The 23,512-nt window shown below is 54.4% G+C and carries 15 protein-coding genes, 2 tRNA genes and 3 rRNA genes; 1 reads left to right on the top strand and 19 read right to left on the bottom strand.

Translation table 11 applies throughout. The features are described 5' to 3' along the window. Nucleotides 1–161: 161 nt before the first annotated feature. From C7E10_RS09340 to uvrB, 19 genes are all read right to left on the bottom strand, one after another. The gene (locus C7E10_RS09340; RefSeq protein ID WP_105327018.1) at nt 162–656 is read right to left on the bottom strand and encodes a nitroreductase family protein; all 495 of its coding nucleotides are present in this window, start codon (nt 654–656) and stop codon (nt 162–164) included. A 64-nt stretch (nt 657–720) separates the two neighbouring features. Further along, a complete protein-coding gene (locus tag C7E10_RS09335) occupies nt 721–1,074 on the bottom strand; it encodes a VOC family protein (protein WP_105327017.1) in 354 nt (117 codons plus the stop codon). A 129-nt stretch (nt 1,075–1,203) separates the two neighbouring features. Further along, nucleotides 1,204–1,557, bottom strand: a complete 354-nt coding sequence (locus C7E10_RS09330; protein ID WP_105327016.1) for a VOC family protein — start codon at nt 1,555–1,557, stop codon at nt 1,204–1,206. A gap of 1,054 nt (nt 1,558–2,611) precedes the next feature. Beyond that, nucleotides 2,612–2,728, bottom strand: a 5S ribosomal RNA gene (gene rrf / locus C7E10_RS09325). A 69-nt stretch (nt 2,729–2,797) separates the two neighbouring features. Beyond that, a 23S ribosomal RNA gene (locus tag C7E10_RS09320) occupies nt 2,798–5,703 on the bottom strand. A gap of 336 nt (nt 5,704–6,039) precedes the next feature. Beyond that, nucleotides 6,040–6,115: transfer RNA gene (locus C7E10_RS09315), tRNA-Ala, on the bottom strand. 24 nt (nt 6,116–6,139) lie between these two features. Further along, a tRNA-Ile gene (locus C7E10_RS09310) sits at nt 6,140–6,216 on the bottom strand. 109 nt (nt 6,217–6,325) lie between these two features. Next, nucleotides 6,326–7,881 (bottom strand): 16S ribosomal RNA (locus tag C7E10_RS09305). Together the 16S, 23S and 5S rRNA genes with 2 tRNA genes alongside form the textbook arrangement of a ribosomal RNA operon. Before the next feature lie 334 nt (nt 7,882–8,215). Next, nucleotides 8,216–9,622, bottom strand: coding sequence for a thioether cross-link-forming SCIFF peptide maturase (gene scfB / locus C7E10_RS09300; RefSeq protein WP_105327015.1), 1,407 nt, complete (start codon nt 9,620–9,622; stop codon nt 8,216–8,218). Between the two features lie 73 nt (nt 9,623–9,695). Then, nucleotides 9,696–9,839 (bottom strand): six-cysteine ranthipeptide SCIFF, encoded by a 144-nt coding sequence (gene scfA / locus C7E10_RS09295; protein ID WP_199614592.1) that lies wholly within the window; start codon nt 9,837–9,839, stop codon nt 9,696–9,698. Nucleotides 9,840–9,903: 64 nt separating this feature from the next. After that, nucleotides 9,904–10,734 (bottom strand): polysaccharide deacetylase family protein, encoded by an 831-nt coding sequence (locus C7E10_RS09290; protein WP_105327014.1) that lies wholly within the window; start codon nt 10,732–10,734, stop codon nt 9,904–9,906. Further along, complete coding sequence (gene whiA, locus C7E10_RS09285; protein WP_105327013.1) at nt 10,728–11,657, bottom strand: DNA-binding protein WhiA; 930 nt, start codon at nt 11,655–11,657, stop codon at nt 10,728–10,730. The genes C7E10_RS09290 and whiA overlap by 7 nt, the downstream gene beginning before the upstream one ends. Before the next feature lie 2 nt (nt 11,658–11,659). Further along, on the bottom strand, nt 11,660–13,036 hold the full coding sequence (locus C7E10_RS09280; protein WP_105327012.1) for a gluconeogenesis factor YvcK family protein: 1,377 nt from the start codon (nt 13,034–13,036) through the stop codon (nt 11,660–11,662). Between the two features lie 11 nt (nt 13,037–13,047). Beyond that, nucleotides 13,048–13,905, bottom strand: coding sequence for an RNase adapter RapZ (gene rapZ, locus C7E10_RS09275; protein WP_105327011.1), 858 nt, complete (start codon nt 13,903–13,905; stop codon nt 13,048–13,050). Between the two features lie 122 nt (nt 13,906–14,027). Next, nucleotides 14,028–14,849 carry a Cof-type HAD-IIB family hydrolase gene (locus tag C7E10_RS09270; protein WP_105327010.1) on the bottom strand — a complete coding sequence of 274 codons (822 nt, stop codon included), beginning with the start codon at nt 14,847–14,849 and terminating at the stop codon, nt 14,028–14,030. 64 nt (nt 14,850–14,913) lie between these two features. Next, a complete protein-coding gene (gene rd / locus C7E10_RS09265; protein ID WP_105327009.1) occupies nt 14,914–15,072 on the bottom strand; it encodes a rubredoxin in 159 nt (52 codons plus the stop codon). Nucleotides 15,073–15,213: 141 nt separating this feature from the next. Continuing rightward, nucleotides 15,214–17,040 carry an excinuclease ABC subunit UvrC gene (uvrC, locus tag C7E10_RS09260; protein ID WP_105327008.1) on the bottom strand — a complete coding sequence of 609 codons (1,827 nt, stop codon included), beginning with the start codon at nt 17,038–17,040 and terminating at the stop codon, nt 15,214–15,216. Beyond that, the gene (gene uvrA, locus C7E10_RS09255; RefSeq protein WP_105327007.1) at nt 17,037–19,856 is read right to left on the bottom strand and encodes an excinuclease ABC subunit UvrA; all 2,820 of its coding nucleotides are present in this window, start codon (nt 19,854–19,856) and stop codon (nt 17,037–17,039) included. The genes uvrC and uvrA overlap by 4 nt, the downstream gene beginning before the upstream one ends. Then, nucleotides 19,846–21,843 carry an excinuclease ABC subunit UvrB gene (gene uvrB, locus C7E10_RS09250; protein ID WP_105327006.1) on the bottom strand — a complete coding sequence of 666 codons (1,998 nt, stop codon included), beginning with the start codon at nt 21,841–21,843 and terminating at the stop codon, nt 19,846–19,848. The genes uvrA and uvrB overlap by 11 nt, the downstream gene beginning before the upstream one ends. Before the next feature lie 111 nt (nt 21,844–21,954). Between uvrB and C7E10_RS09245 the strand changes: the two genes are divergently transcribed. Next, nucleotides 21,955–23,511: a DUF4127 family protein gene (locus tag C7E10_RS09245; protein ID WP_105327005.1), complete on the top strand. Its 1,557-nt coding sequence runs from the start codon at nt 21,955–21,957 to the stop codon at nt 23,509–23,511. Nucleotide 23,512: the final 1 nt, after the last annotated feature.

Raw genomic sequence — 23,512 nt, 5'->3', positions numbered from 1 at the left:
CGTGTAATAGTATACAATAATTCGGCAGAAATAGAAACAAAGAAAAATTCACACAATTTTTGCAATGGTCTTTTTCCAGTCCTGACGCCCCGGGCCTGCAATAACCCCCGGAAAACGCAGCAAAGACGCCTTCCCGCCAGGGGAAAGCGCCTTCTATAGGACTATTTCAATTCTCTGATCCAATCCGCATGGAACGGATGCACCGGCTGGGGCTGCTCCTTGGGATAGCCCACGGCCACCATGGCAAAAGGAGCTTCTTCCGGCGGCAGCTGGAGGATTTTAGCCACTGCTGCCATCCGCTCCGGGCGGGGGTACACCCCCAGCCAAACAGCGCCTAGCCCCTGCTGCACCGCGGCCAGCAGCAGATTCTCCACGGCAGCGCTGGTATCAACGGGAGCATACTCCGGCAGCTGGCAATCCTTGCGAAAAGCCGGCACCAGAATAACCGGAGCCTGGGCCGCAAACCCGGCAAAAGGGCTGGCTGCGGCCAAGCGCTCTTTCAGGTCCTGCCTGCGCACCACCGTAAAGCGCCAGGGCTGCTGATTGCAGGCAGACGGCGCGGCCATAGCAGCCCGGAGCAAAGCCGTTACCGCTTCTGCAGAAACAGGTTTAGCACTGTAACTTCTCACACTTCTGCGTTCCATAATCAAATCCATACCATTCCCACTCCTTATAGACGGCAAAAACGGTTTCCCCGGAGAGAAACCGTTGCAAATTGACTTAATTGCAAATATGGATGGCAAAACCGGCAAAATCTTGTTTCAAATAAACAAAGTTGATTTTCCCGTTCTCATCCCGGCGCATGCCTTCTTCGTAGAATTCAATGCCCTTGGCAGACAAATCCGCCATAGCAGCTTCCACATCATCAGTAGAGAGACCAATATGACCCTTGGTCCCCCATTTGGGATATTTCATCACTTCGAAAGCATTGCCTACAAATACCCGCAGGTCATTATCCGCACCCTTTTCCATATTGAACAGCGCGCACAGCACCTTCACCAACTGATTGGCTTCTTCCGCATTCTCACAGTTGATGCCCACGTGTTTCAGGCGATAGGAAATCGTTTTACTCATAGAAACTCCTCCTCGTATATAAACCGCTTTAGAAAGTATGTTTGTATTATACCCTATGGAGGCCAGGGATACCATAGAATACATCGGAAGCAAAAAATGATTTTCCCAAACAGCCGTCCTGCACAAAAGTTATTCCGTCAAATGGAAAGAAAAACCGCCGATTTCCCCTTCCAGGTACACCACACTGATCTTTCCATCTGCCCGCCGCCGAATGCTGTCCTGGTCAAAGGTCACCCCTTTGTCCGCCAAATCCGCCATAGCAGCCTCCACGTCCTCTGTCTGAAGGGCAATGTGGCCATGAGCGCCCCGTCCCGGCTCCTTGAACACTTCAAAAACGCTGCCCACAAAGATACGGGAAGCATTTTCAGAGCCCTTATGCAGATTGAATAGGCAGCACAAGAGCGGTACCAACTTACGGGCTTCCGCTTCGTTGGCACAGTTAATGCCAATATGCTTCAAACGATAGGTAATGGGTGTAGTCATGGGTCATATCCTCTTTCCTTGCTTGTAAAGCAGGCGATTATACGAATTTACCGGCTTCCGGACCGCAAATGGTAGAAAATCACATACAACAGCCCAAGAAGTAGGAAAGCAGGTGCAGTTCCAAACGGGATGAGGAACCGTACCTGCCTTCCAAGAAGTGGGAGAATCTATAGGTTAACTCCCTAAAAGAGAAAACCATCAGCGTACAAAAGGAACCCTGCTGTCCAGGCAATCCCTGGGCAGCACAGCAAAGATGTGGAGAAAACTAAGAAAAATATACTAACACTATTAGGTTCCCTTGGTGTACTAATCATAGCAAGAAAATAAACGTTTTCCAATTATACGAAAGTATATATTTTTCCCTTCAGGCCGGAAAAAAGGGGAATTTTCAAAAAAAAAAATTGGATTTCTTCCCACTGCTAAGATGAACCAGTAAAGAAAAGGAAGTCGGTTAGAAAAAGTGGGTTTTATGAGTCCGATTCTAAGAAGTTGAAATGCAGTAAAACTTGTGAGATAATAGCCCCATCTGCGCCTTTGGAATCCATATGCTAGGCGCATCTTCCCCGTTTCAGCTGTTCCACAGCTGAAACGGAGAAGACAAGTGGGCGGAGAAGGCAGCGACCGGTGGCCGAAAAAACTGATAGAGTTACAAAACTTCCTCAGCCAGCCTATGGGCTGACAGCCCCTGCACGCTTGCAGGGGCCGGTCTGAGGCCTATACTGGTCATGTGCTAAACGGGGTTCTGAGAAAAGGATAATGGTAGGTCAATAAATTTCCACATCCAACCCCATCTAGAACTTGACCAGCAGCGGCATAGAACGCTTCCTGCAAACGTGTAGGAAGTGGCGCCGCAAGGCGACGATAGAAGTTCATTATTTCACACCCGCAGCATCCCACTGGCCCGCACCTCCAGTTAATCACGGGCAGTACGTTTAACCGCCGCCCCCAGATAATCGACAACCCAGCCCCATCCCCGGGCTCTCCCCGGGAAGGTCTGGGTTATTGTTTTTCACATAAGAAAAGACCCGAGTGAATCATCACTCGGGTCTTGCCTAACCGGCAGCTTCCTATCCTCCCGGACCGTTTCCAGTCGAGTACTTTCGGCGTATGAAGGCTTAACTACTGTGTTCGGCATGGGAACAGGTGGATCCCTTCAGCCATAACCACCGGATTTTCAATTGAAGGCATGAGCCTTCAAAACTTCATGAAGAGACGTTTTTTACTTCTTGGACTTGCGGTTTAAGTCAAGCCCTCGACATATTAGTACAGGTCAGCTGAACACATTGCTGTGCTTACACATCCTGCCTATCAACCTTGTGTTCTTCAAGGTGTCTTACCGGATTACTCCGTGAGAGATCTCATCTTAAGGATGGCTTCACGCTTAGATGCTTTCAGCGTTTATCCGTTCCAGACGTAGCTACCCAACTATACCCTTGGCAGGATAATTGGTACACCAGCGGTCTGTCCACTCCGGTCCTCTCGTACTAGGAGCAGCCCCCTTCAAATCTCTTACGCCCGCGATGGATAGGGACCGAACTGTCTCACGACGTTCTGAACCCAGCTCACGTACCACTTTAATGGGCGAACAGCCCAGCCCTTGGGACCGACTTCAGCCCCAGGATGTGATGAGCCGACATCGAGGTGCCAAACCTCCCCGTCGATATGGACTCTTGGGAGAGATTAGCCTGTTATCCCCAGGGTAGCTTTTATCCGTTGAGCGATGGCCCTTCCACTTGGATGCCACCGGATCACTAAGCCCTACTTTCGTACCTGCTCGCCGTGTTTGGCTCGCAGTCAAGCTCCCTTCTGCCTTTACACTCCGCGCGCGGTTTCCGTCCGCGCTGAGGGAACCTTTGGGCGCCTCCGTTACTCTTTAGGAGGCGACCGCCCCAGTCAAACTGCCCGCCTAACAATGTCCCGGCGATCGTTACTCGCTCGGTTAGAATCCCGATAGTTGAAGGGTGGTATCCCAACGGCGGCTCCGGTAATCCCAAAGGACTACCATCTCTGCCTCCCACCTATCCTGTGCATCAAATATCAGAACCCAATATTAGGTTACAGTAAAGCTCCATGGGGTCTTTCTGTCCAGTCGCGGGTAACCTGCATCTTCACAGGTATTTCAATTTCACCGGGTCCCTCGTTGAGACAGTGCCCAAATCGTTACACCTTTCGTGCGGGTCGGAACTTACCCGACAAGGAATTTCGCTACCTTAGGACCGTTATAGTTACGGCCGCCGTTCACTGGGGCTTCAGTCGAATGCTTTGGGTCGAACCCGGACATCCTTCTTTAACCTTCCAGCACTGGGCAGGTGTCAGCACCTATACATCAGATTTCTCTTTCGCAGGCACCTGTGTTTCTGGTTAACAGTCGCTTGGGCCTCTTCTCTGCGACCATCCTAGGCTCCAGGAGCAAGTCCTTTCACCACGATGGCTACCCTTATCCCGAAGTTACGGGTACATTTTGCCGAGTTCCTTAACGAGGGTTCTCCCGCGCACCTTAGGATTCTCTCCCCGCATACCTGTGTCGGTTTACGGTACGGGCGGCAGCTTTCTCACTAGAAGCTTTTCTCGGCAGCGTAGGCTCAATCCCTTCGGGAACAAGTTCCCTCCGCGTCACACCTCAGCCTCAGTGTACGGATTTGCCTGTACACCAGCCTGCATGCTTGCACACGAACTACCAATCTCGTGCGGACCTGCCTTCCTGCGTCACTCCATTGTTCAAACGATTGCTGCCGGTACTGGAATATCAACCAGTTGTCCATCTCCTACGCTCTTTGCCTCGGATTAGGTCCCGACTTACCCTGAGACGACGATCGTTGCTCAGGAATCCTTATGCTTTCGGTGGAAAGGATTCTCACCTTTCTTTTCGCTACTCATGCCAACATTCTCACTTCCCACCAGTCCACCGTACCTTACAGTACGACTTCAACCCGATGGGAACGCTCCTCTACCACGCAAGCCTAAGCTTGCATCCATAGCTTCGGTTCCATACTTTAGCCCCGGGAATCTTCGGCGCAGGGCCTCTCGACCAGTGAGCTATTACGCACTCTTTAAATGGTGGCTGCTTCTGAGCCAACATCCTGGTTGTTTATGAGACCCCACATCCTTTTCCACTTAGTATGGCATTGGGGACCTTAGCTGATGGTCTGGGCTGTTTCCCTTTTGACAACGGGACTTATCTCTCGTAGTCTGACTCCCAAGCTCTGCAGCATAACCATTCGTAGTTTGACAGGGTTCGGTAACCATTACAGTCCCTATCCCGATCAGTGCTCTACCGCCTATGCTTACTGCTTGAGGCTAGCCCTAAAGCTATTTCGAGGAGAACCAGCTATCTCTGCGTTCGATTGGAATTTCACCGCTACCCACGATTCATCCGAAAGTTTTTCAACACTCACCGGTTCGGTCCTCCACACAATTTTACCTGTGCTTCAACCTGATCATGGGTAGATCACTACAGTTTCGGGTCTGCGAACACTAACTCATCGCCCTTTTCAGACTCGGTTTCCCTACGGCTCCGCATTTCCTGCTTAACCTCGCTAGTGCCCGCAACTCGTTGGCTCATTCTTCAATAGGCACGCCGTCGCTTGCGCTCCGACTGCTTGTAGACATACGGTTTCAGGTTCTCTTTCACTCCGCTCCCGCGGTTCTTTTCACCTTTCCCTCACGGTACTATGCGCTATCGGTCACTAAGTAGTGTTTAGCCTTGGAGGGTGGTCCCCCCGACTTCCCACAAAATTCCTCGTGCTTCGTGGTACTCTGGATACTCACCTTCTCGCTCGTCCTTTAACCTACGCAGCTTTTATGCTCTGTGGCTTACCTTTCCAGGTAATTCGGCTAGGATGAACTTGAATTATGTGAGTCCGTAACCCCGGAAAGCCGAAGCTTCCCGGTTTAGGCTCTGCCCTCTTCGCTCGCCGCTACTGTGGGCATCTCGTTTGATTTCTCTTCCTCCGGCTACTTAGATGTTTCAGTTCACCGGGTTCCCTTCCCTAAGGATACCAGCCCATTACGGCTGGTGGGTTTCCCCATTCGGACATCTACGGATCAAAACCTGCTTGCGGTTCCCCGTAGCTTTTCGCAGCTTACCGCGTCCTTCATCGGCTCTTAGTGCCTAGGCATCCGCCGTATGCCCTTAGTAGCTTGACTTATCTCCTAGCAATATTCGGTCATTTCTTTGTCGCTCGTCACAAATTTTCCTCGATATACTAAGTGTATTATCTCCGGAAATTTGCTTCCTCGCTTCGCGAACTGCCTCGAATCTTGCTGGAGCTTTCGTTTCCACTTTTCAGTGAAAACTGCTAGTTCTACTAAGGAACATTTACGTTCCTAGTTTTCTCGTTACTCGTCTTCTAAATTCGCATTTAGATTAGAGGTTTCTACTACATATTCATCACAATACGTAGTAGATTTAATTTTGATTTTCATCAAAACTGTTTTTGTCTCTTCTATGAAGTTTTCAAGGTTCATACGATAGTAAGTAATTGGTGGAGACGAGGAGAATCGAACTCCTGACCCCCTGCTTGCAAGGCAGGTGCTCTCCCAGCTGAGCTACGCCCCCAGCATACATTCCTTTAGGAAAATATGGTGGGCCCAAGTGGACTCGAACCACTGACCTCACGCTTATCAGGCGTGCGCTCTAACCAGCTGAGCTATGGGCCCATTTCCTTACCATCTTGAGGGCAGAACCCTCAAAACAGAATATTGATATTGACAGATGTGCGTCGACGAGAATAGTTGATGTACCGTAGTACCCAACGGTTCTCCATAGAAAGGAGGTGATCCAGCCGCTCGTTCTCGAACGGCTACCTTGTTACGACTTCACCCCAATCATCGGCCCCACCTTAGACAGCTGACTCCTTACGGTTATCTCACCGGCTTCGGGTGTTACCAACTTTCGTGGTGTGACGGGCGGTGTGTACAAGGCCCGGGAACGTATTCACCGCAGTATGCTGACCTGCGATTACTAGCGATTCCAACTTCACGCAGGCGGGTTGCAGCCTGCGATCCGAACTGGGGTCGGGTTTATGGGATTTGCTCTGCCTCGCGGCTTTGCTGCCCTTTGTTGCCGACCATTGTAGTACGTGTGTAGCCCAAGACATAGGGGGCATGATGACTTGACGTCACCCCCGCCTTCCTCCAGGTTACCCCTGGCAGTCTCCTATGAGCCCCCGCCATTACGCGCTGGTAACATAGGATAAGGGTTGCGCTCGTTGCGGGACTTAACCCAACATCTCACGACACGAGCTGACGACAGCCATGCACCACCTGTTTTCGTGTCTCCGAAGAGAGGGACCTATCTCTAGGTCTTTCACTCAATGTCAAGCCTTGGTAAGGTTCTTCGCGTTGCGTCGAATTAAACCACATACTCCACCGCTTGTGCGGGCCCCCGTCAATTCCTTTGAGTTTCAATCTTGCGATCGTAGTCCCCAGGCGGGGTCCTTGTTGCGGTAACCCCCGCACTGAAGGGGTCGATACCGCCTACACCTAGTACCCATCGTTTACGGCCAGGACTACCGGGGTATCTAATCCCGTTTGCTACCCTGGCTTTCGCATCTCAGCGTCAGACACAGTCCAGAAAGGCGCCTTCGCCACTGGTGTTCCTCCCAATATCTACGCATTTCACCGCTACACTGGGAATTCCCCTTTCCTCTCCTGCACTCAAGACTTCCAGTATCCAACGCCATACGGGGTTAAGCCCCGCATTTTCACGTCGGACTTAAAAGCCCGCCTACATGCTCTTTACGCCCAATAATTCCGGACAACGCTTGCCACCTACGTATTACCGCGGCTGCTGGCACGTAGTTAGCCGTGGCTTCCTCGTCAGGTACCGTCAATACAAACGCTTATTCAACGTTCGCACATTCGTCCCTGACAACAGAGTTTTACAATCCGAAGACCTTCATCACTCACGCGGCGTTGCTCCGTCAGACTTTCGTCCATTGCGGAAGATTCCCCACTGCTGCCTCCCGTAGGAGTTTGGGCCGTGTCTCAGTCCCAATGTGGCCGTTCATCCTCTCAGACCGGCTACTGATCATCGCCTTGGTGAGCCGTTACCCCACCAACTAGCTAATCAGACGCAGGCCCATCTTCCAGCGATAGCTTATAAATAGAGGCCATCTTTCATCCCTTCTCCATGCGGAAAAGGGATCACATTCGGTATTAGCATTCCTTTCGGAATGTTGTCCCCAACTGGAGGGCAGGTTGCCTACGCGTTACTCACCCGTTCGCCACTAAGAATTTACCGAAATAAATTCTCCGTTCGACTTGCATGTGTTAAGCACGCCGCCAGCGTTCGTCCTGAGCCAGGATCAAACTCTCCAAAATAGAATTATTTTGAAAAGCCGCTTGGCTCTTGAAAATACTAGCTTTGATTTTTTTACTTCGTTGTCTCGAAGTGACTCGATCTCATCACCGTAAAGGTGACTTGACCCGCACATCTGTCAATCAATATTCAGTTTTCAAGGTACTGCGTTGTCAGCATTCTTACTCACCGACGACTTTGTTATAATAGCACTTTTTTCTTATCTCGTCAACTCTTTTTTTCATTTTCTTTTGTTTCGGCTTTCCAGCCGAACGTTCAAGAAAAATCCAACGCCGTTGACGAGATAAGATAATACCAGATTTTCCGGTATTTAGCAAGTGCTTTTTGCAACTTTTTTTATTTTTCTACTTGGTATTTGAAGTTGTCGATATGAGGACGGTGATCTTCCAGCCCTTCCTGAACGTCTTCGGTCAGGAGTGCCTGCAAGATAATGGCCATTTCCAGGCGCTTCTTCTGGATCCGGCAGCCGTATTCATAGGTTTTTTCAATGGTTCCGTTGGCCAGATCCGCATTGGCATGGCAGCCGCCGCTGCAGAAGAACCGGGCCCAGCACTGGGAGCATTCTTCCTTCTTCATGACGTGCATATGACGGAAGTACTGGACCATATCCTTTTTCTGGATACCGGTGTCCAGGGTGCCCATCTTATACTGCTCCCGGCCTACAAACTGGTGGCAGGGATAGATATCCCCTTCCGGGGTAATGGCAAAGTATTCGTGGCCGGCGCCGCAGCCTGCCAGACGTTTGGCTACGCAGGGGCCGTTGTCCAGGGCTACGTTGAAATGGAAGAAGTCAAAAGGTTCACCAGCGCGTTTCTTGGCCAGGTAAGCCCGGGCCAGCTTCTCATATTCCTTATCCAGAATCGGCCAGTCTTCTTCGGTGAGCACATAGGGTTCATCGGTGCCCACTACGGGTTCCATGGAGATTTCAGAGCCCACTTCCAGCATGCTCAGCACGTCTTCGGTGAAATGGGGGTTGAAATGGGTATAGGTGCCCCGCAGGTAGTAGTTCTTGCCCTTCCGGGAATCGATGACCTTCTTGAAGCCCTTGACGGCCATTTCGTAGGAGCCTTTGTGGCCCGGGTACGGCCGCATATAGTCGTGGGTCTTCTGGGTGCCGTCCAGACTCAGCACCAGCATCACATGGTTATCGTTCAGGAACTTCACGTTCTCATCGGTAAGCAGGGTGCCGTTGGTGGTCAGGGTCAATTTGATGTTCTTGCCGGTTTCTTTTTCTCTTTTGCGCACGTATTCCACAATGTGCTGCACCACCGGGTAGTTCATCATCGGTTCCCCGCCAAACAGATCCAGTTCCAGGTTGTGGCGCTGCTTGCTACCTTTGATGGCAAATTCCACGGCCTTGTCAGCCACTTCGTTGCTCATCAGGGCACGGTGACCGCCAAAGTCCCCGGTGTCGGCAAAGCAGTACCGGCAGCGCAGGTTGCAGTCATGGGCCACATGGAGGCACAGGGATTTCAGTACCGGTTCTTCCCGGAAGGTATCCGGTACGGGGAATTCCGGAGAGAACAAAAGGCCAGCGGCCTGGAGTTCCTGTAATTCGTCCAGTGCTTCCGCCACGTCGGCTTCCGGGTATACGCCCTTAAACTGTTCCTTGGTGGCTTCTGCGTTGGTGCCGTCATAAAAGCCCAGCAGGTCGTAGATCATCTTATCAATGATATGCACGGCACCGCTGTTCACGTCCAGCACTACGTAGTTATCGTCTAAATGCATTCTATGAATCAACAAAATAGTTCCGCCCTTCTTATAAGAAAAACAGCTCCCCGCGCAAAGCGAGGAGCTTCCACAATGGCATTACCGCTTAGGCTTTTTCGCAGACCTGATTGCCTACCGTGCAGGAAGTCTTGCAGGCAGATTGGCAGGAAGCAGGGCATTCACCGCAACCGCCAGTTCTCAGAGTCTTTTTCAGCATCTCTTTATTGACAGTCTTAATTCTTTTCAACATAGTTTCATCCCCTATTCTAAGATTTTCTATTTATTTTATATTGTTTTGGCCAAGAACGCAAGACCTAGCCGCGAATCCGGTGGTACCAAGCAAGGAGCCAGCCAGGATCGATGCCCGTTTGGGCAATGTAGCTGATGAGCTGGGCCTTATGGAGTTCGTAGATAAAGCAGCCGATATCCTCCGGCTTGTTTTGGAATACGTTTACCCGGCGCAGCTGCATCAGGGGCACCTTATTGGTATTGACGCCCACCGTCCCAGCCACCCCGGCAATGTAGCCGGCCTTTTCCACCTGGGCAGCAATCCGGTCGTTGCAGGCGCCGTTGGGATAGGAGAAGGCAATGCCGATGGCAGGATTATAGATGCCCCGGACGTATTTCATGGAACGTTCCAGTTCGTAGTCCACTTCTTCCGGAGACATTTTGGTCAGGGGTTCATGATCAAAGGTATGGGAGCCTTCAGCCCAGCCATAGCGCAGCAGGTCGTGCTGGGTATGCCAGTCCAGGTAGCCCGGCCAGCCTTCAAACTTGACTGCCATGAACATATTGCCCACGAAGCCGTACTTCTGCATAATGGGGGCTGCATAGGTCAGGTTGTCCAGATAGCCATCATCAAAAATCACCACGCAGGTCTTGTGGAACACTTTCCCTTCCCGGCGGCCCTGCACGTAGTCTTCCAATTTGATGGTCTGGTAGCCCTGCTCCTTCAAATACTGCATCTGCTGGTCGAATTGCTCTGGAGGCATAGTGTACACGTCATCCTTATATTCCACCCGATGATAGGCGAAAATAGGCACGGTCTCGTCACAGAAACGGGCGTAGTCCGCCTCAAAGAATTTCATGCCTCCCAAAATCAACAGGGCCAGTACGATTAAGAATATGATTACCTTTTTCAGCATTTCCCTTCCCTCAGTTCTTCCGCTATTTTTTCGATTTTCTTAAAACGATGGTTTAATCCGGATTTTCCGATATTTTCTTCGGTAAGTGCTGCCAGCTCCCCTACGGACAGGTCTTGATGTTCCAGCCGCAGCCGGGCCGCTTCCTGCAGCAAATCAGGCAGGGCGGACAGACCGATGGTCTCATCAATGGTGTGAATGGCCGTAATCTGGCGCACGGAGGCTTTTACCACCTTGTTCAGGTTGGCGGTCTCACAATTGACCACCCGGTTGACCTTGTTGCGCATATCCTTCAGGACCCGCACATTTTCAAATTCCAGGTAGGCGTTGTGGGCCCCGATCAGGGACAGGAAATTGGCAATGGAATTTCCTTCCTTCAGGTACACAATGTAGCTGTTTTTCCGGTCCACCACCTTGGCGGGAAGACCGAAACCTTTCATGATTTTCTGGATGAACTGGCACAGGTCCAAATTGTCGCTGAGCAGCTCCAGATGGTAGTCGGCAATGGGTTTGTTCACCGAACCGCCGGCCAGGAAGACTCCCCGGAGGAAAGCTTTCTTGCAGTCCTCCTTTTTCAGCAGGACTTTTTCCGCCTCTTCCGGCGGGGAGAGCAGCCGCAGGTGGCTGAGGGCCGCCCGGGCTTCGTCCGAGGGAAGCACGTGAATCTGGTACCGGTTGTTCTTTTTCAGGCGCCGGGACCGGGTTACGATGACTTCCGTCTGGACGGAAAAGTTGTTTTTCAGCAGCCGCAGGGTCCGGCGGGCCAGGGCGGCATTTTCCGTGGTGAAATGGATGCCCACCTTACGGCCGCTCAGGGAAATGGAACCGCTGATCCGCAACAGGCCAAACAGTTCAGCCTGCTCACAGCTTTTTTCTTCCCCTTCCAGCCGGGCTACTTCGTTTTTCACATCAGTGGAAAAGGACATGACTAAGACTCCTTTTTGGCGTGTTTCCGCAGTTCCTGCATGGTCTGCCGGGCAAAGAAGTAATCAAAGAAACGAATGCCCCGGCCAAACAGCTGCAGCCGGTAGATCAGGCCGATGATAGTCTTGGCCAGTTTCTGGGGGTTATGCCGCACCAGGTCGCTGTCGTTTAGCAGCTTGGCCGGCACGCAGTCGATGCCCAGCTTTTCGATTTTCTCCACATCCGGGGTCACCGGCTCGGAGCCTTCCTTCCCGTACTTGGCAATCTGGTCCGGGGAGGCTTTCTGCTCGTTGACCACCACGTAATCCAGGCACTGGGTACCCATGTGGCGAATCAGGGCCTGGACGTGCTCGTAGGCGCCGTAGCCATCGGTTTCCCCGGGCTGGGTCATGACGTTGCACACGTAAATCTTCACTGCCTTGGAGTGGATCACGGCTTCCTTGATGCCGGGAACAATCAGGCTGGCCAGCACACTGGTGTACAGGCTGCCCGGTCCCAGGATAATGGCGTCGGCGTGCATAATGGCGTCCACCGCCCGCTGGGAGGCCTTGGGGTTTTCCGGCTCGGTCATCAGCTTCACAATCTTATGGGGAGAGGCGGTAATGGCCGATTCCCCAATGACCGTGCTGCCGTCGTCCATCTGGGCTTTCAGCTGGATGTTCTCGGCGGTACTGGGCCAGACGTGGCCCCGCACCTTGAGGATTTCGCAGGTGGCAGCCAGCCCCTCTTCCATATTGCCCCCTTCCACGTCGCTCATGGCGGCAATGAACAGGTTCCCCAGGTTGTGCCCGCTCAGGGAAGAACTGTCGTGGAAGCGGTACTGCATGACTTTCTCCATCAAGGGTTCCGTATCGGCCAGGGCCACCAGGCAGTTGCGCATATCCCCGGGAGGGATAATGCCCATTTCCTTGCGCAGCCGGCCGGACGAACCGCCGTCATCGGCCGTGGTTACCACCGCCGTACAGTTGTTGGTAATCAGCTTGATGCCCCGGAGCAGCACGGAAAGTCCGGTGCCGCCGCCAATCACTACCACGGAAGGCCCTTTATGAAGTTTCTGCTGGGTAAAAATCAGTTCCCGGAGGGATTCCTTCTCCCCGGGCATAACGGCATTGATTACGGTCTTGATGACCCGGGCCGCTCCGTAGAACATCAGGAGGATCCCGGCGGCCACGTTGAAGGCGCCGATTGCCGTCATGGTGGACTGGTAGTATTCCCCGCCCACATAATTGATGAAGTTGAAAACCAGAGCCTCAATAAGTCCCACAAATTGGTAATTGAAGATTAAAGTGACTCCTACACAGGCCATGATAACGCCCAGAGCAAAAACAAACAGCCAGCGTTTCAGGTTGAGGCCCGGGTATAACCACTTTATCCATTTCATAGGCATCTCTCCTATTTCTTGATCAGGTCCCGATGCATCACCTGGGCACCATACCCGCACTGTTCAATGAACTGGCACAGCCGGTTGGCCACAAAGACGGACCGGTGCCGGCCCCCGGTGCAGCCAACGCCGATCATCAGCTGGCTTTTGCCCTCCTGGGTATACTGGGGCAGCAGGAATTTCACCAGGTCAAACAGCTTGGTCAAAAATTCCTGGGTCACCGGTTTGTCATTGATATAGTCCACCACAGGCTGGTCGTTGCCGCACAACTCCTTCAGTTCCGGCAGGTAGAAGGGGTTGGGCAGGAAGCGCACGTCAAAGACCATGTCGCAGTCCAGGGGCAGGCCGTACTTGAAGCCAAAGGACTGGACCACAATGTTCATGGGCGGCAGTTCGCCTTCCGTGCCAAACTTTTGGATAATCTCCTGGCGGAGCTGTTTGGTGGTGGTTTTGGTGGTGTCGATAATGGTGGTTGCCCTCTGCCGTACCTGGCTGAGGATTTCCCGCTCTTTTTGGATATCCGCGCTGAGACCCTTGCGGCCGGCCAGCGGGTGGCGGCGCCGGGTTTCCTTGTAGCGGCGGATCAGGGTGCTGTCCTCAGCGTCCAGAAACACCAGTTCATAGGAGACCCCTTTCTGGGTCAGCTGGTCCAGCACCTCATGAAAGGCATTGAAGAATTTGCCGCCCCGGATGTCCACCACCAAAGCCAGTTTGGTATTGTCGTCCTTCTTGCGGCAAAGCTCAATGAATTTCGGAATAAACGTGGGGGGAAGATTATCTACGCAAAAATAGCCCAGATCCTCCAGCGTACGCATGACCTGCGTCTTCCCCGCGCCGGACATTCCGGTAATCAGCAGCGTTCTCGCCATCTTCCATCTACCCCCTTGCAGCATTGCAAATCGTGTTTTTAATTATACTATGTACTATCCGTTCCTGCAAAAAAATTTACGCAAAAGCAAATCTCCTATGCCTGGAAGGCATGAAGTTTTCTTTATTCTTCCGGTACGTCCAGCTGTTTGGTCATTACGGCCCGGATAATCCAGCTGACTCCCTGCCGGGTATTGGGCCCGGTGATGACGGTGGCCGCTTCCCGCACGGCGTCAGAGGCATTGCCCATGGCGCAGCCGATTCCGCAGTGCTTGATCATTTCCAGGTCGTTGTCAGAATCCCCGATGCAGAGGATTTCCTGGTCCTTGATGCCTTCCTTCTGGGCCAGGGTCCGCAGGGCATTCCATTTGTTGGTAGCCGGGGCGGTAATTTCCAAAAAGCCCTTGGAGGAGCTGACAATCTTGATTTTACCGGCGTACTTTTCCGTCAGTTCCTGCCGCAAAAGGTCCGTCTGGCCGGGCTCCCGGGCTACAATCAGCAGCTTGTGGGGATCCTCCGGCAAATGGTGGATTTCCTCCCCTTTCACTTCATAGGGCACCCGGGCAAATTTGGAATAGTACTGGACTTCCTCGCAGTCCGCCTTGGTCCACAGGGTATCGTTGACGTAGGCCTGGATGTAGATGCCCCGGCTGAGGCAGTCGTCGATGACCGGCTGGGCAATTTCCCGGGGCAGGGGCCAGGCTCCCAGGTCCTTATGGCTCAGGGGGTCCCGGAGCAGGGCACCGTTATACACCACCAAGGGGTTGATGATGCCCAGTTCGTTGGCGTAGGGCAGGGCGGAACGGTACATCCGGCCGGTGGCCAGGGTGACATAGTACCCGGCAGCAATGGCGTTCCGGACCGCTTGGGCGTCGGACGGGGCAATATTCTTCTCTGGATTTAACAGGGTATCGTCTAAATCCAGGGCAATCATTTTCAGTTTCATACACTTTCCTCCTTGGCAGACACAAAAAAAGAGTCCTGCCGCCGGGCAGGACTGTTCATTTCTCTTATTCTTCGGCGAATTGATCCTTGCCTACACCGCAGATGGGGCAAACCCAATCATCCGGCAGGTCTTCGAATTTGGTGCCCGGAGCGATATCGTGTTCAGGATCACCAGCAGCTTCGTCGTATACATAACCGCAAACGCCACAAACGTATTTTTTCATTCTATATTCCCCCTAGTCTGTAATTACTTTCTTGATTTACTGTGATTATACCAAAGTACCGGAGGAGTTACAATAGGTTTCGGCAAATTTTAATAAAAATTATCGATAAATAATATATGCTTATATGTACTACTTTATGTATTACTGCACCAGGTCCTGCTTCTCCGACAGGGTTCCCTGCAAGAAGGCGTACACCTTCTCCGCAGCGCTTTTGTTCATGCCCTCCACCGCAGCAAGATCCTCCAGGGAAGCCTGCTTCATGGCGTCCAGGGTGCCGAACCGTTTCCACAGGGCCTCCCGGCGTTTGGGGCCGATGCCTTCCAGGTGGTCTAGCACGGAAACCAGGTTCCGTTTCCCCAGGCGCTTCCGGTGGTAGGTAATGGCAAACCGGTGGGCCTCATCCCGGATGTGCTGGATCAGGTGCAGGGACGGGGACATCTTGTCCAAGAGGATGCTGGTATGCTCCCCTTCCTTAAAGATCTCTTCTTCCCGCTTGGCCAGGCCAATGACGGGCACGTCCGAAATCCCCAGGCCCCGGATTACTTCCAGGGCGGAGCTCAGCTGGCCCTTGCCCCCATCGATGATGATCAGGCTAGGTAGATCTTCCAGGTCCTTGTAGCGGCGGTACACCACTTCCTGCATGGATTTGAAGTCGTCGGGCTTGCCTTCTGTGGACCGGAGTTTGTACCGGCGGTAGTCCTTTTTGCTGGGGCTGCCATTGCGAAACACCACCATGGAGGCCACGGTTTCCCGGCCCTGGTTGTGGGAAATATCGAAGCAGTCCATGCGCTCCAGGGGCTGGGACAGGCCCAGGGCCTTTTGCAGTTCTTCGGCGGCATCCAGGTCTGTCTTTAAGGACGCGTGGCCCCGGCGCAGCCGTTCTTCCAGGTTCTTTTTGGCGTTGTTTACGGCCATGAGCACCAGATCGTGCTTTAAGCCCCGCTGGGGCACCAACAGGTTCACGGTCTTTTCCGCCAGGGTGCTGAGATACTGGCCTAGCAGCACCCGGTCGCTGTCCGTCAGCTCCTGGCTCACCAGGACTTCCTTAGGCGGCTGGTGCTGCTTGGTGTAGTACTGCTTCATAAAGTCCGACAGAATATCCCCTCCGGGCTCCCCCACTTCCTGGTCCAGGAAAAAGCTGTCCCGGCCCAAAATCTTGCCGCCCCGGACAAAGAACACCTGAACGCAGACCCCGGTTTCGTCGGAAGCCAGGCCAATCACGTCCCGGTCCCCGCCTTCGGTGGTGGCCTTCTGCTTTTCTTCCAGCCGTTCCAGGCTCTGGAGGGAATCCCGGTAGTGGGCGGCCTTTTCGTACTCCATAGCCTCGGAAGCCTGGAGCATTTTTTCCGTCAGGTCCTTTTTCAGTTCCCCCACCTTCCCGTCCATCAGCAGCAGTACCTGGTCCACCAGTTTCCGGTACTCCGTAAGGGGCACCTTGCCGGTACAGGGCGCCAGGCAGCGATGGAGATGGTATTGGAGGCAGGGCCGCTTCACATTCATGTTCCGGCAATGGCGCAGGGGGAACATGGTGCGAATCAGCTTCATGGTGTCCCGCAGGGCGCCGGCGTCCGCAAAAGGCCCGTAGTACTTGGCCCCGTCCTGGAGCACCCGCCGGGTCAGCACCATCCGGGGGTACGCTTCCTCCACGGTAATTTTCAGGTAGGGATACGTCTTGTCGTCCTTCAGGTCAATATTGTACCGGGGCCGGTATTTCTTGATCAGGTTGCATTCCAGAATCAGGGCTTCCATTTCGCTGGCCGTAACAATGGTTTCAATAGAAGCCACGTGGGCATTGATGGCCCGGACCTTGGGAGAGCTCTGGGTGGACTTCCGGAAATAGCTGCGCACCCGGTTTTTCAGGATAACGGCCTTTCCTACGTAAATCACCTTGCCGGTACTGTCGTGCATAATGTAGACCCCTGGGGCCTCCGGCAAGACGGCCAGGGTATCGGCGATGGCCTGATTCATACTAAAACCTTCTTTACATACTGTCCGGTATAGGATTCCGGAATCTGGGCCAGTTCTTCAGGCGTGCCGGTGGCCACTACGGTGCCGCCCCGGTCGCCCCCTTCGGGACCCAGGTCGATGAGATAGTCCGCGGACTTGATCACGTCCAGGTTGTGCTCGATGACCACCACGGTACTGCCCGCATCTACCAGGCGCTGGAGCACTTCCAGCAGCTTGTGCACGTCGGCCATGTGCAGGCCGGTGGTGGGTTCGTCCAAAATGTACAGGGTCTTGCCGGTGTTCACCTTGGCCAGTTCCGTGGCCAGTTTCACCCGCTGGGCTTCGCCCCCAGACAGGGTGGTAGCCGCCTGCCCCAGCCGGATGTAGCCCAGGCCCACGTCTTCCAGGACCTGGAGCTTGCGCAGGATCCGCTGCTGGTTGCTGAAGTACTGGCAGGCCTCGGTAACGGTCATGTTCAGCACGTCGGCGATGTTCTTTCCTTTATAGTGTACTTCCAGGGTTTCCCGGTTGTAGCGGGTGCCGTGGCAGACCTCGCAGGGCACGTACACGTCCGGCAGGAAGTTCATTTCGATTTTCAGCAACCCGTCCCCGTGGCAGGCCTCGCAACGGCCGCCCTTGACGTTGAAGCTGAAGCGGCCGGGTTTGTAGCCCCGGAGCTTGGCATCGTTGGTGGTGCTGAACAGGGTCCGAATCAGGTCAAAGGTCCCGGTATAGGTAGCCGGATTGGACCGGGGCGTCCGGCCAATGGGGCTCTGGTCGATGTTGATGACCTTGTCGATGTTCTTGAGCCCCAGAATCTTGTCGTGGGCCAGGGGACGCTCCCGGGCGCCCATGAGCTCCTTGGCCAGGGCCTTGTAGAGAATGTCGTTTACCAGGGTGGACTTGCCGCTGCCGCTGACCCCGGTGACCACCGTCAGGGTGCCCAGGGGAATGGACACGTCGATGTTCTTCAAGTTGTTGGCCCGGGCCCCCTTGATGGTAATCTTTTTTCCCGTTCCTTTGCGGCGCACTTTGGGCACTTCAATCTTCTTCCGGCCGCTGAGGTACTGGCCGGTAACGGAATCGGGCACCTGGCAGATTTCTTCCGCCGTGCCCTGGGCCACGACGTAGCCCCCGTTTTCCCCGGCGCCGGGCCCGATGTCGATAATCTGGTCGGCGGCGTACATGGTATCCTCATCGTGTTCCACCACAATCAGGGTATTGCCCATATCCCGCAGGTTCTTCAGGGTTGCCAGGAGCTTGTCGTTGTCCCGTTGGTGCAGGCCGATGCTGGGCTCGTCCAAAATGTACAGCACTCCCACCAGTCCCGAGCCAATCTGGGTGGCCAAACGGATGCGCTGGGCTTCGCCGCCGGACAGGGTGGCCGCAGCCCGGGACAGGGTCAGGTAGTCCAGGCCCACATTGTTCAGGAAGGACAGCCGGGCCCGGATTTCTTTGAGAATCTGGGCGGCAATAAAAGCGTCCCGGTCGGACAGCTTCAGGGTATTGAAAAACTCCAGGCTTTCCCGGACGGGCATCTCGCACACCTGCTGGATGTTCTTATCCCCTACGGTAATGCCCAGGACTTCCGGCCGCAGCCGGGCCCCGTGACAGGTGGAGCATTCAATGGCGGTCATAAAGGACTCGTAGTCCAGCCGCTGGCTTTCGCTCATGGCTTCTTTCAGCCGGCGCTTCAAAAGGGGAATAATCCCTTCAAAGGGCGTATTGTGCTCGTGGGTTTCGCCCATGAGGTTTTCATATTCAAAAGTAAAGGTTTCGTCAGGAATCCCTTCCAAAAGCTCCTTTTGGAACCCTTTAGGCAGGTCCTTCCAACAATTGGCCAGGGAATAGCCCCGGCTTTTCAGCACGGAAGCCAGCTGGCACAGGAAATAGGATTTGACGTTGGAGCTGACAGCAGCAATGGCCCCCTGGTCAAAGGGTTTGGTCTTGTCCGGAATCACCAGGTCCAGGTCAAATTCCATATGCTGGCCCAGGCCCATGCAGTCCGGGCAGGCCCCGTAGGGGGCGTTGAAGGAAAACAACCGGGGCTCGATTTCCGGCAGGCTGATGCCGCAGTCGGCACAGGCAAACTTTTCGCTGTACACCTGGCTGGTACCGTCCATCAGGTCAATGGCCACGGTGCCCTCCCCCAGTTTCAGAGCCGTTTCCAGGGAGTCGGTAAGCCGGCTGCCCAGTCCCGGACGGGCCACCAGCCGGTCCACCACCACGGAGATATAATGTTTCTTTTTCTTGTCCAGGACAATGTCTTCGTCCAGGGTCCGGATTTCCCCGTCCACCTTGACCCGGACATAGCCCGCCCGGCGGACGGATTCCAGGACGTTTTTGTGCTCGCCCTTACGGCCCCAGATGACCGGAGCCATAATCATGAACTTGGTGCCTTCCGGCAGTTCCAGTACCTTGTCCGCAATCTGCTGGGGGGATTGGCGCTCAATGACCTTACCGCAGTTGGGGCAATGGGGAATCCCAATCCGGGCAAACAGCAGCCGCAGGTAGTCGTAGATTTCCGTCACCGTACCCACCGTGGACCGGGGATTCCGGCTGGTGGTCTTCTGGTCAATGGAAATGGCGGGACTCAGGCCGCCAATATAGTCCACATCGGGTTTGTCCATCTGGCCCAGGAACTGCCGGGCATAGGCGGACAAGGACTCCACGTAGCGGCGCTGGCCTTCGGCATAAATGGTATCAAAGGCCAGGGAGGACTTGCCGCTGCCGGACAGGCCGGTGATGACCACCAGCTTGTTTCGGGGAATTTTTAAGGAAATGTTTTTCAGGTTGTGCTGCCGGGCACCCTGGATCACAATATAATCATCGTTCATGACGCTTGGAAATTTCTCCTTTCAGCAAAATCAGCTGATCCCGCAGTTCGGCTGCCAGCTCGAAGTCCAGCTGCTTGGCCGCTGCTTTCATCTTCTTTTCTAGGTCTTTCGCCTGTTTCTCCAGGGCTTTGGTGCTGGCCTTGCTCAGGCCGCCCTTCCCATAGTTTTCGGCGCTGGTGTCGTCTTCGGCAATCTTGGTGAGCTTGATCAGGTCCACCACTTTTTTCTGAATGGTCTTGGGCACAATGCCGTGGGCCTCATTGTACGCTTCCTGCTTGGCCCGCCGGCGGTTGGTTTCCTCAATGGCTCGCTCCATGGAGCCGGTTATATTGTCGGCGTACATAATAACCCGGCCGTGTGCATTTCTGGCCGCCCGGCCAATGGTCTGGATCATGGCCGTATCGCTGCGCAGGAAGCCTTCCTTGTCGGCGTCCAAAATGGCCACCAGGGATACTTCCGGCATATCCAGCCCTTCCCGGAGCAGGTTGATGCCCACCAGGACGTCAAACTTCCCGGCCCGCAGGTCGTGGATGATTTCCGCCCGTTCGATGGTCACAATATCCGAATGGAGGTAACGGACCCGGACCCCGGAAGAAGCCAGGTATTCCGTCAGGTCTTCCGCCATCTTTTTGGTCAGGGTGGTGACCAGCACCCGTTCTCCCTGGGCCGAAACCTTATGGATTTCGCTGAGCAGGTCGTCAATCTGGCCGGCAATGGGGCGTACCTCAATTTTCGGGTCCAAAAGGCCCGTAGGCCGGATAATCTGTTCCACCACCTTGTCGGTGGTTTCCATTTCGTAGGCTGCCGGGGTAGCGGATACGTAGATAATCTGTCCCCTCTGGGCCTGGAACTCGTCAAAGGTCAGGGGCCGGTTGTCCAGGGCGGAGGGCAGCCGGAAGCCGTACTTCACCAGCTGCTCCTTCCGGGCCCGGTCCCCGGCGTACATGGCCCGGAGCTGGGGCAGGGTCACGTGGCTTTCGTCCACCACCGTGAGAAAGTCCTCCGGGAAATAGTTCACCAGGGTAAAGGGCGGTTCCCCGGGAGCCCGGCCCGTCAGATGCCGGGAATAGTTTTCGATGCCGCTGCAATAGCCCAGTTCTTCCATCATTTCCAGGTCGTAGTTGGTGCGCTGCTCCAGGCGTTCTGCCTCCAGGAGCTTTCCCTGGTCCTTGAGCACGGCCAGGCGGTCGTTCAATTCCTTGCGGATATCCTTCCTGGCCCGTTCCATATTTTCGTCGCTGGTCACATAGTGGCTGGCCGGGAAAATGGCCACGTGGGACCGCTTGTCCAGCACGGCGCCGGTGAGCACATCGATTTCCATAATGCTGTCCACTTCGTCCCCAAACAGCTCAATGCGGATACCTTTTTCCCCGTAGCTGGAGGGGATTACTTCAATCACGTCCCCCCGGACCCGGAAGTTGCCCCGCTCCAGCACCAGGTCGTTGCGGGTATAGCGGATTTTCACCAGCTTTTCCAGGATGGCGTCCCGGTCCACGGTCTGCCCTACCCTGAGGGACAGTACGCTGTCGTAGTAGTCCTTGGGCGCGCCCAAGCCGTAGATGCAGGAGACGGAGGCCACCACAATCACGTCCCGGCGTTCAAACAGGGCGGAGGTAGCCGAGTGGCGCAGCTTATCGATTTCATCATTAATGGAAGAATCCTTTTCAATATACGTGTCCGTGGCCGGCAGGTAAGCTTCCGGCTGGTAAAAATCGTAATAGGATACGAAGTATTCCACGGCGTTATTGGGAAAGAATTCCTTGAACTCGCTGCACAGCTGGGCTGCCAGCGTTTTGTTGTGGGCGATGACCAGGGTGGGTTTCTGGACCTTCTGGATCACCTGGGCAATGGTGTAGGTTTTGCCCGTACCCGTAGCTCCCAGGAGGACCTGGGTATGCAGACCTTCCTTGACCCCTTCGGCCAGTTCTTCGATGGCTTCCGGCTGGTCGCCTGCCGGAGCGAAGGGTGCCTTTATCTGAAATTCCATAATGATTCTCCTTATATATTGCAATACTTTATTATATCACAAACCTCCAAAGTCTTTATTTCCTGGTTCAGGATAGTGTATAATAACTGGTATGCAAAAAAGGAGGACTCCATGAAACGTTTTTTCCAAATTCTCTTGGGAAGCGGACTCCTGGCCCTGACCCTGCTTCACCGTCAGGCAGCAGCCTCTCCCAAAATCTTGTATATTCCCCTGGACAACCGTCCGGTGTGTTTGGAATATACCGTTGACACGGCCAAAGCGGCCGGTTATCCTGTAACGACTCCTCCTGTAAAATACCTGTCCGATCAGTCCAGTCAAGGGGACAACGAAAAACTTTGGACCTGGCTAGAACAAGAAGCACCCCATGCAGAAGCCGCGGTCATTGCCACGGACAGCCTGAACTACGGCGGTCTGGTGGCATCCCGCACCCATGACCATCTGGAGAAGTACCTGAAGAACAAGGTAACCCGGCTGGAACGGCTGAAAAAGGACAACCCTGGGCTGAAGATTTATGCCTTCAGCACCATTATGCGCACGCCCCAGCAGAGCATCGGCAAGGTGGAGCCGGATTACTACCAGCATTTTGGGCCCACCATTTTCCGACTGTCCCAGCTCCAGGACAAGGCCGACCTGGAAGGCCTGTCCGGCAAGGAAATCGCCGAACAGCAGACCCTTTTGGCCCAGATTCCCAACAGCATCTGGCAGGACTGGAATACCCGCCGGCTGATGAACTTCCAGACCAACAAGCGGTTAATCCGCCTGGACCAGAACGGCGTCTTCCACTACTTTGCCCTGGGCAAGGACGATGACTCCCCCCTGTCGGCAACCCATATGGAAGCCCGGCACCTGGCCTACGTGGGCAGCGGCATGAGCGACAAACAGTTCCAGATTCTTCCCGGGGTGGACCAATTGGGACTGCTCCTGGTCACCCGAGCCATCAATGAAGCCCGGGGGGACAAGCCCTGGGTCTACCCGGTCTTTGCCCCCGGAGTGGGCGGCGCCACCGTGCCCCAATACTCCGACGAAAGCGCAGCCCAGTCCGTCCACAACCAGATTATTGCTGCCGGCGGCCGGGAAACGGTCCACGAGAAAAAGGCCGACCTAGTGCTGGCAGTAAACACCCCCGACGACGGCGTCTGCCGGGATTCCACCAGCGATGACAACGCCCCCTACAGCAACCAGGCCAACAAGACCTTTGCCAAGGAAATTGCCCAGCTGGAAAAGCGCAAACCCGTTTCCGTAGCAGACATTTCCTACAGCAACGGCGCAGACAACGGCTTTATGCTGGCCCTCACCAACCAGAAGGCGCTGCTGGACCTGACCGCCTACAACGGCTGGAACACGGCGGACAACGCCGTAGGCTACGCCATCAGCCAGGGCATGCTGGGCAGCCTGATGAAGCCGGAACAGCGGCTGCGGCTGCTGAAGACCCGGCTGCTGGACGACTGGATCTACCAGGCCAACATCCGCTACCGGATTTCCCTGGGCATTGACCAGCACGATTTCAAGCTCAAGTACGACTTGGGCAAGTATTACAACCGGATTCTTTCCGACACCAACCGCCTGTTCCTGCAATACGTGGACGATGAACCCACTCTGCGGGGCACCCGCTACACCGTTGAATTTCCCTGGAACCGTATGTTTGAAGTGGATATCCGGGTCAAGTAAA

Source organism: Acidaminococcus hominis, from assembly GCF_900291475.1.
Classification (GTDB): domain Bacteria; phylum Bacillota; class Negativicutes; order Acidaminococcales; family Acidaminococcaceae; genus Acidaminococcus; species Acidaminococcus hominis.
Note: the sequence above shows the minus strand (reverse complement) of the source record. Positions and strands in the feature narration are given on the sequence as shown.

Bases quoted from the DNA above. Each gene is read 5' to 3' on its own strand.
- C7E10_RS09340 (WP_105327018.1), bottom strand. From the start codon at position 656: ATGGATTTGATTATGGAACGCAGAAGTGTGAGAAGTTACAGTGCTAAA.
- C7E10_RS09335 (WP_105327017.1), bottom strand. From the start codon at position 1,074: ATGAGTAAAACGATTTCCTATCGCCTGAAACACGTGGGCATCAACTGT.
- C7E10_RS09330 (WP_105327016.1), bottom strand. From the start codon at position 1,557: ATGACTACACCCATTACCTATCGTTTGAAGCATATTGGCATTAACTGT.
- scfA (WP_199614592.1), bottom strand. From the start codon at position 9,839: ATGTTGAAAAGAATTAAGACTGTCAATAAAGAGATGCTGAAAAAGACT.
- C7E10_RS09290 (WP_105327014.1), bottom strand. From the start codon at position 10,734: ATGCTGAAAAAGGTAATCATATTCTTAATCGTACTGGCCCTGTTGATT.
- whiA (WP_105327013.1), bottom strand. From the start codon at position 11,657: ATGTCCTTTTCCACTGATGTGAAAAACGAAGTAGCCCGGCTGGAAGGG.
- C7E10_RS09280 (WP_105327012.1), bottom strand. From the start codon at position 13,036: ATGAAATGGATAAAGTGGTTATACCCGGGCCTCAACCTGAAACGCTGG.
- rapZ (WP_105327011.1), bottom strand. From the start codon at position 13,905: ATGGCGAGAACGCTGCTGATTACCGGAATGTCCGGCGCGGGGAAGACG.
- C7E10_RS09270 (WP_105327010.1), bottom strand. From the start codon at position 14,849: ATGAAACTGAAAATGATTGCCCTGGATTTAGACGATACCCTGTTAAAT.
- rd (WP_105327009.1), bottom strand. From the start codon at position 15,072: ATGAAAAAATACGTTTGTGGCGTTTGCGGTTATGTATACGACGAAGCT.
- uvrC (WP_105327008.1), bottom strand. From the start codon at position 17,040: ATGAATCAGGCCATCGCCGATACCCTGGCCGTCTTGCCGGAGGCCCCA.
- uvrA (WP_105327007.1), bottom strand. From the start codon at position 19,856: ATGAACGATGATTATATTGTGATCCAGGGTGCCCGGCAGCACAACCTG.
- uvrB (WP_105327006.1), bottom strand. From the start codon at position 21,843: ATGGAATTTCAGATAAAGGCACCCTTCGCTCCGGCAGGCGACCAGCCG.
- C7E10_RS09245 (WP_105327005.1), top strand. From the start codon at position 21,955: ATGAAACGTTTTTTCCAAATTCTCTTGGGAAGCGGACTCCTGGCCCTG.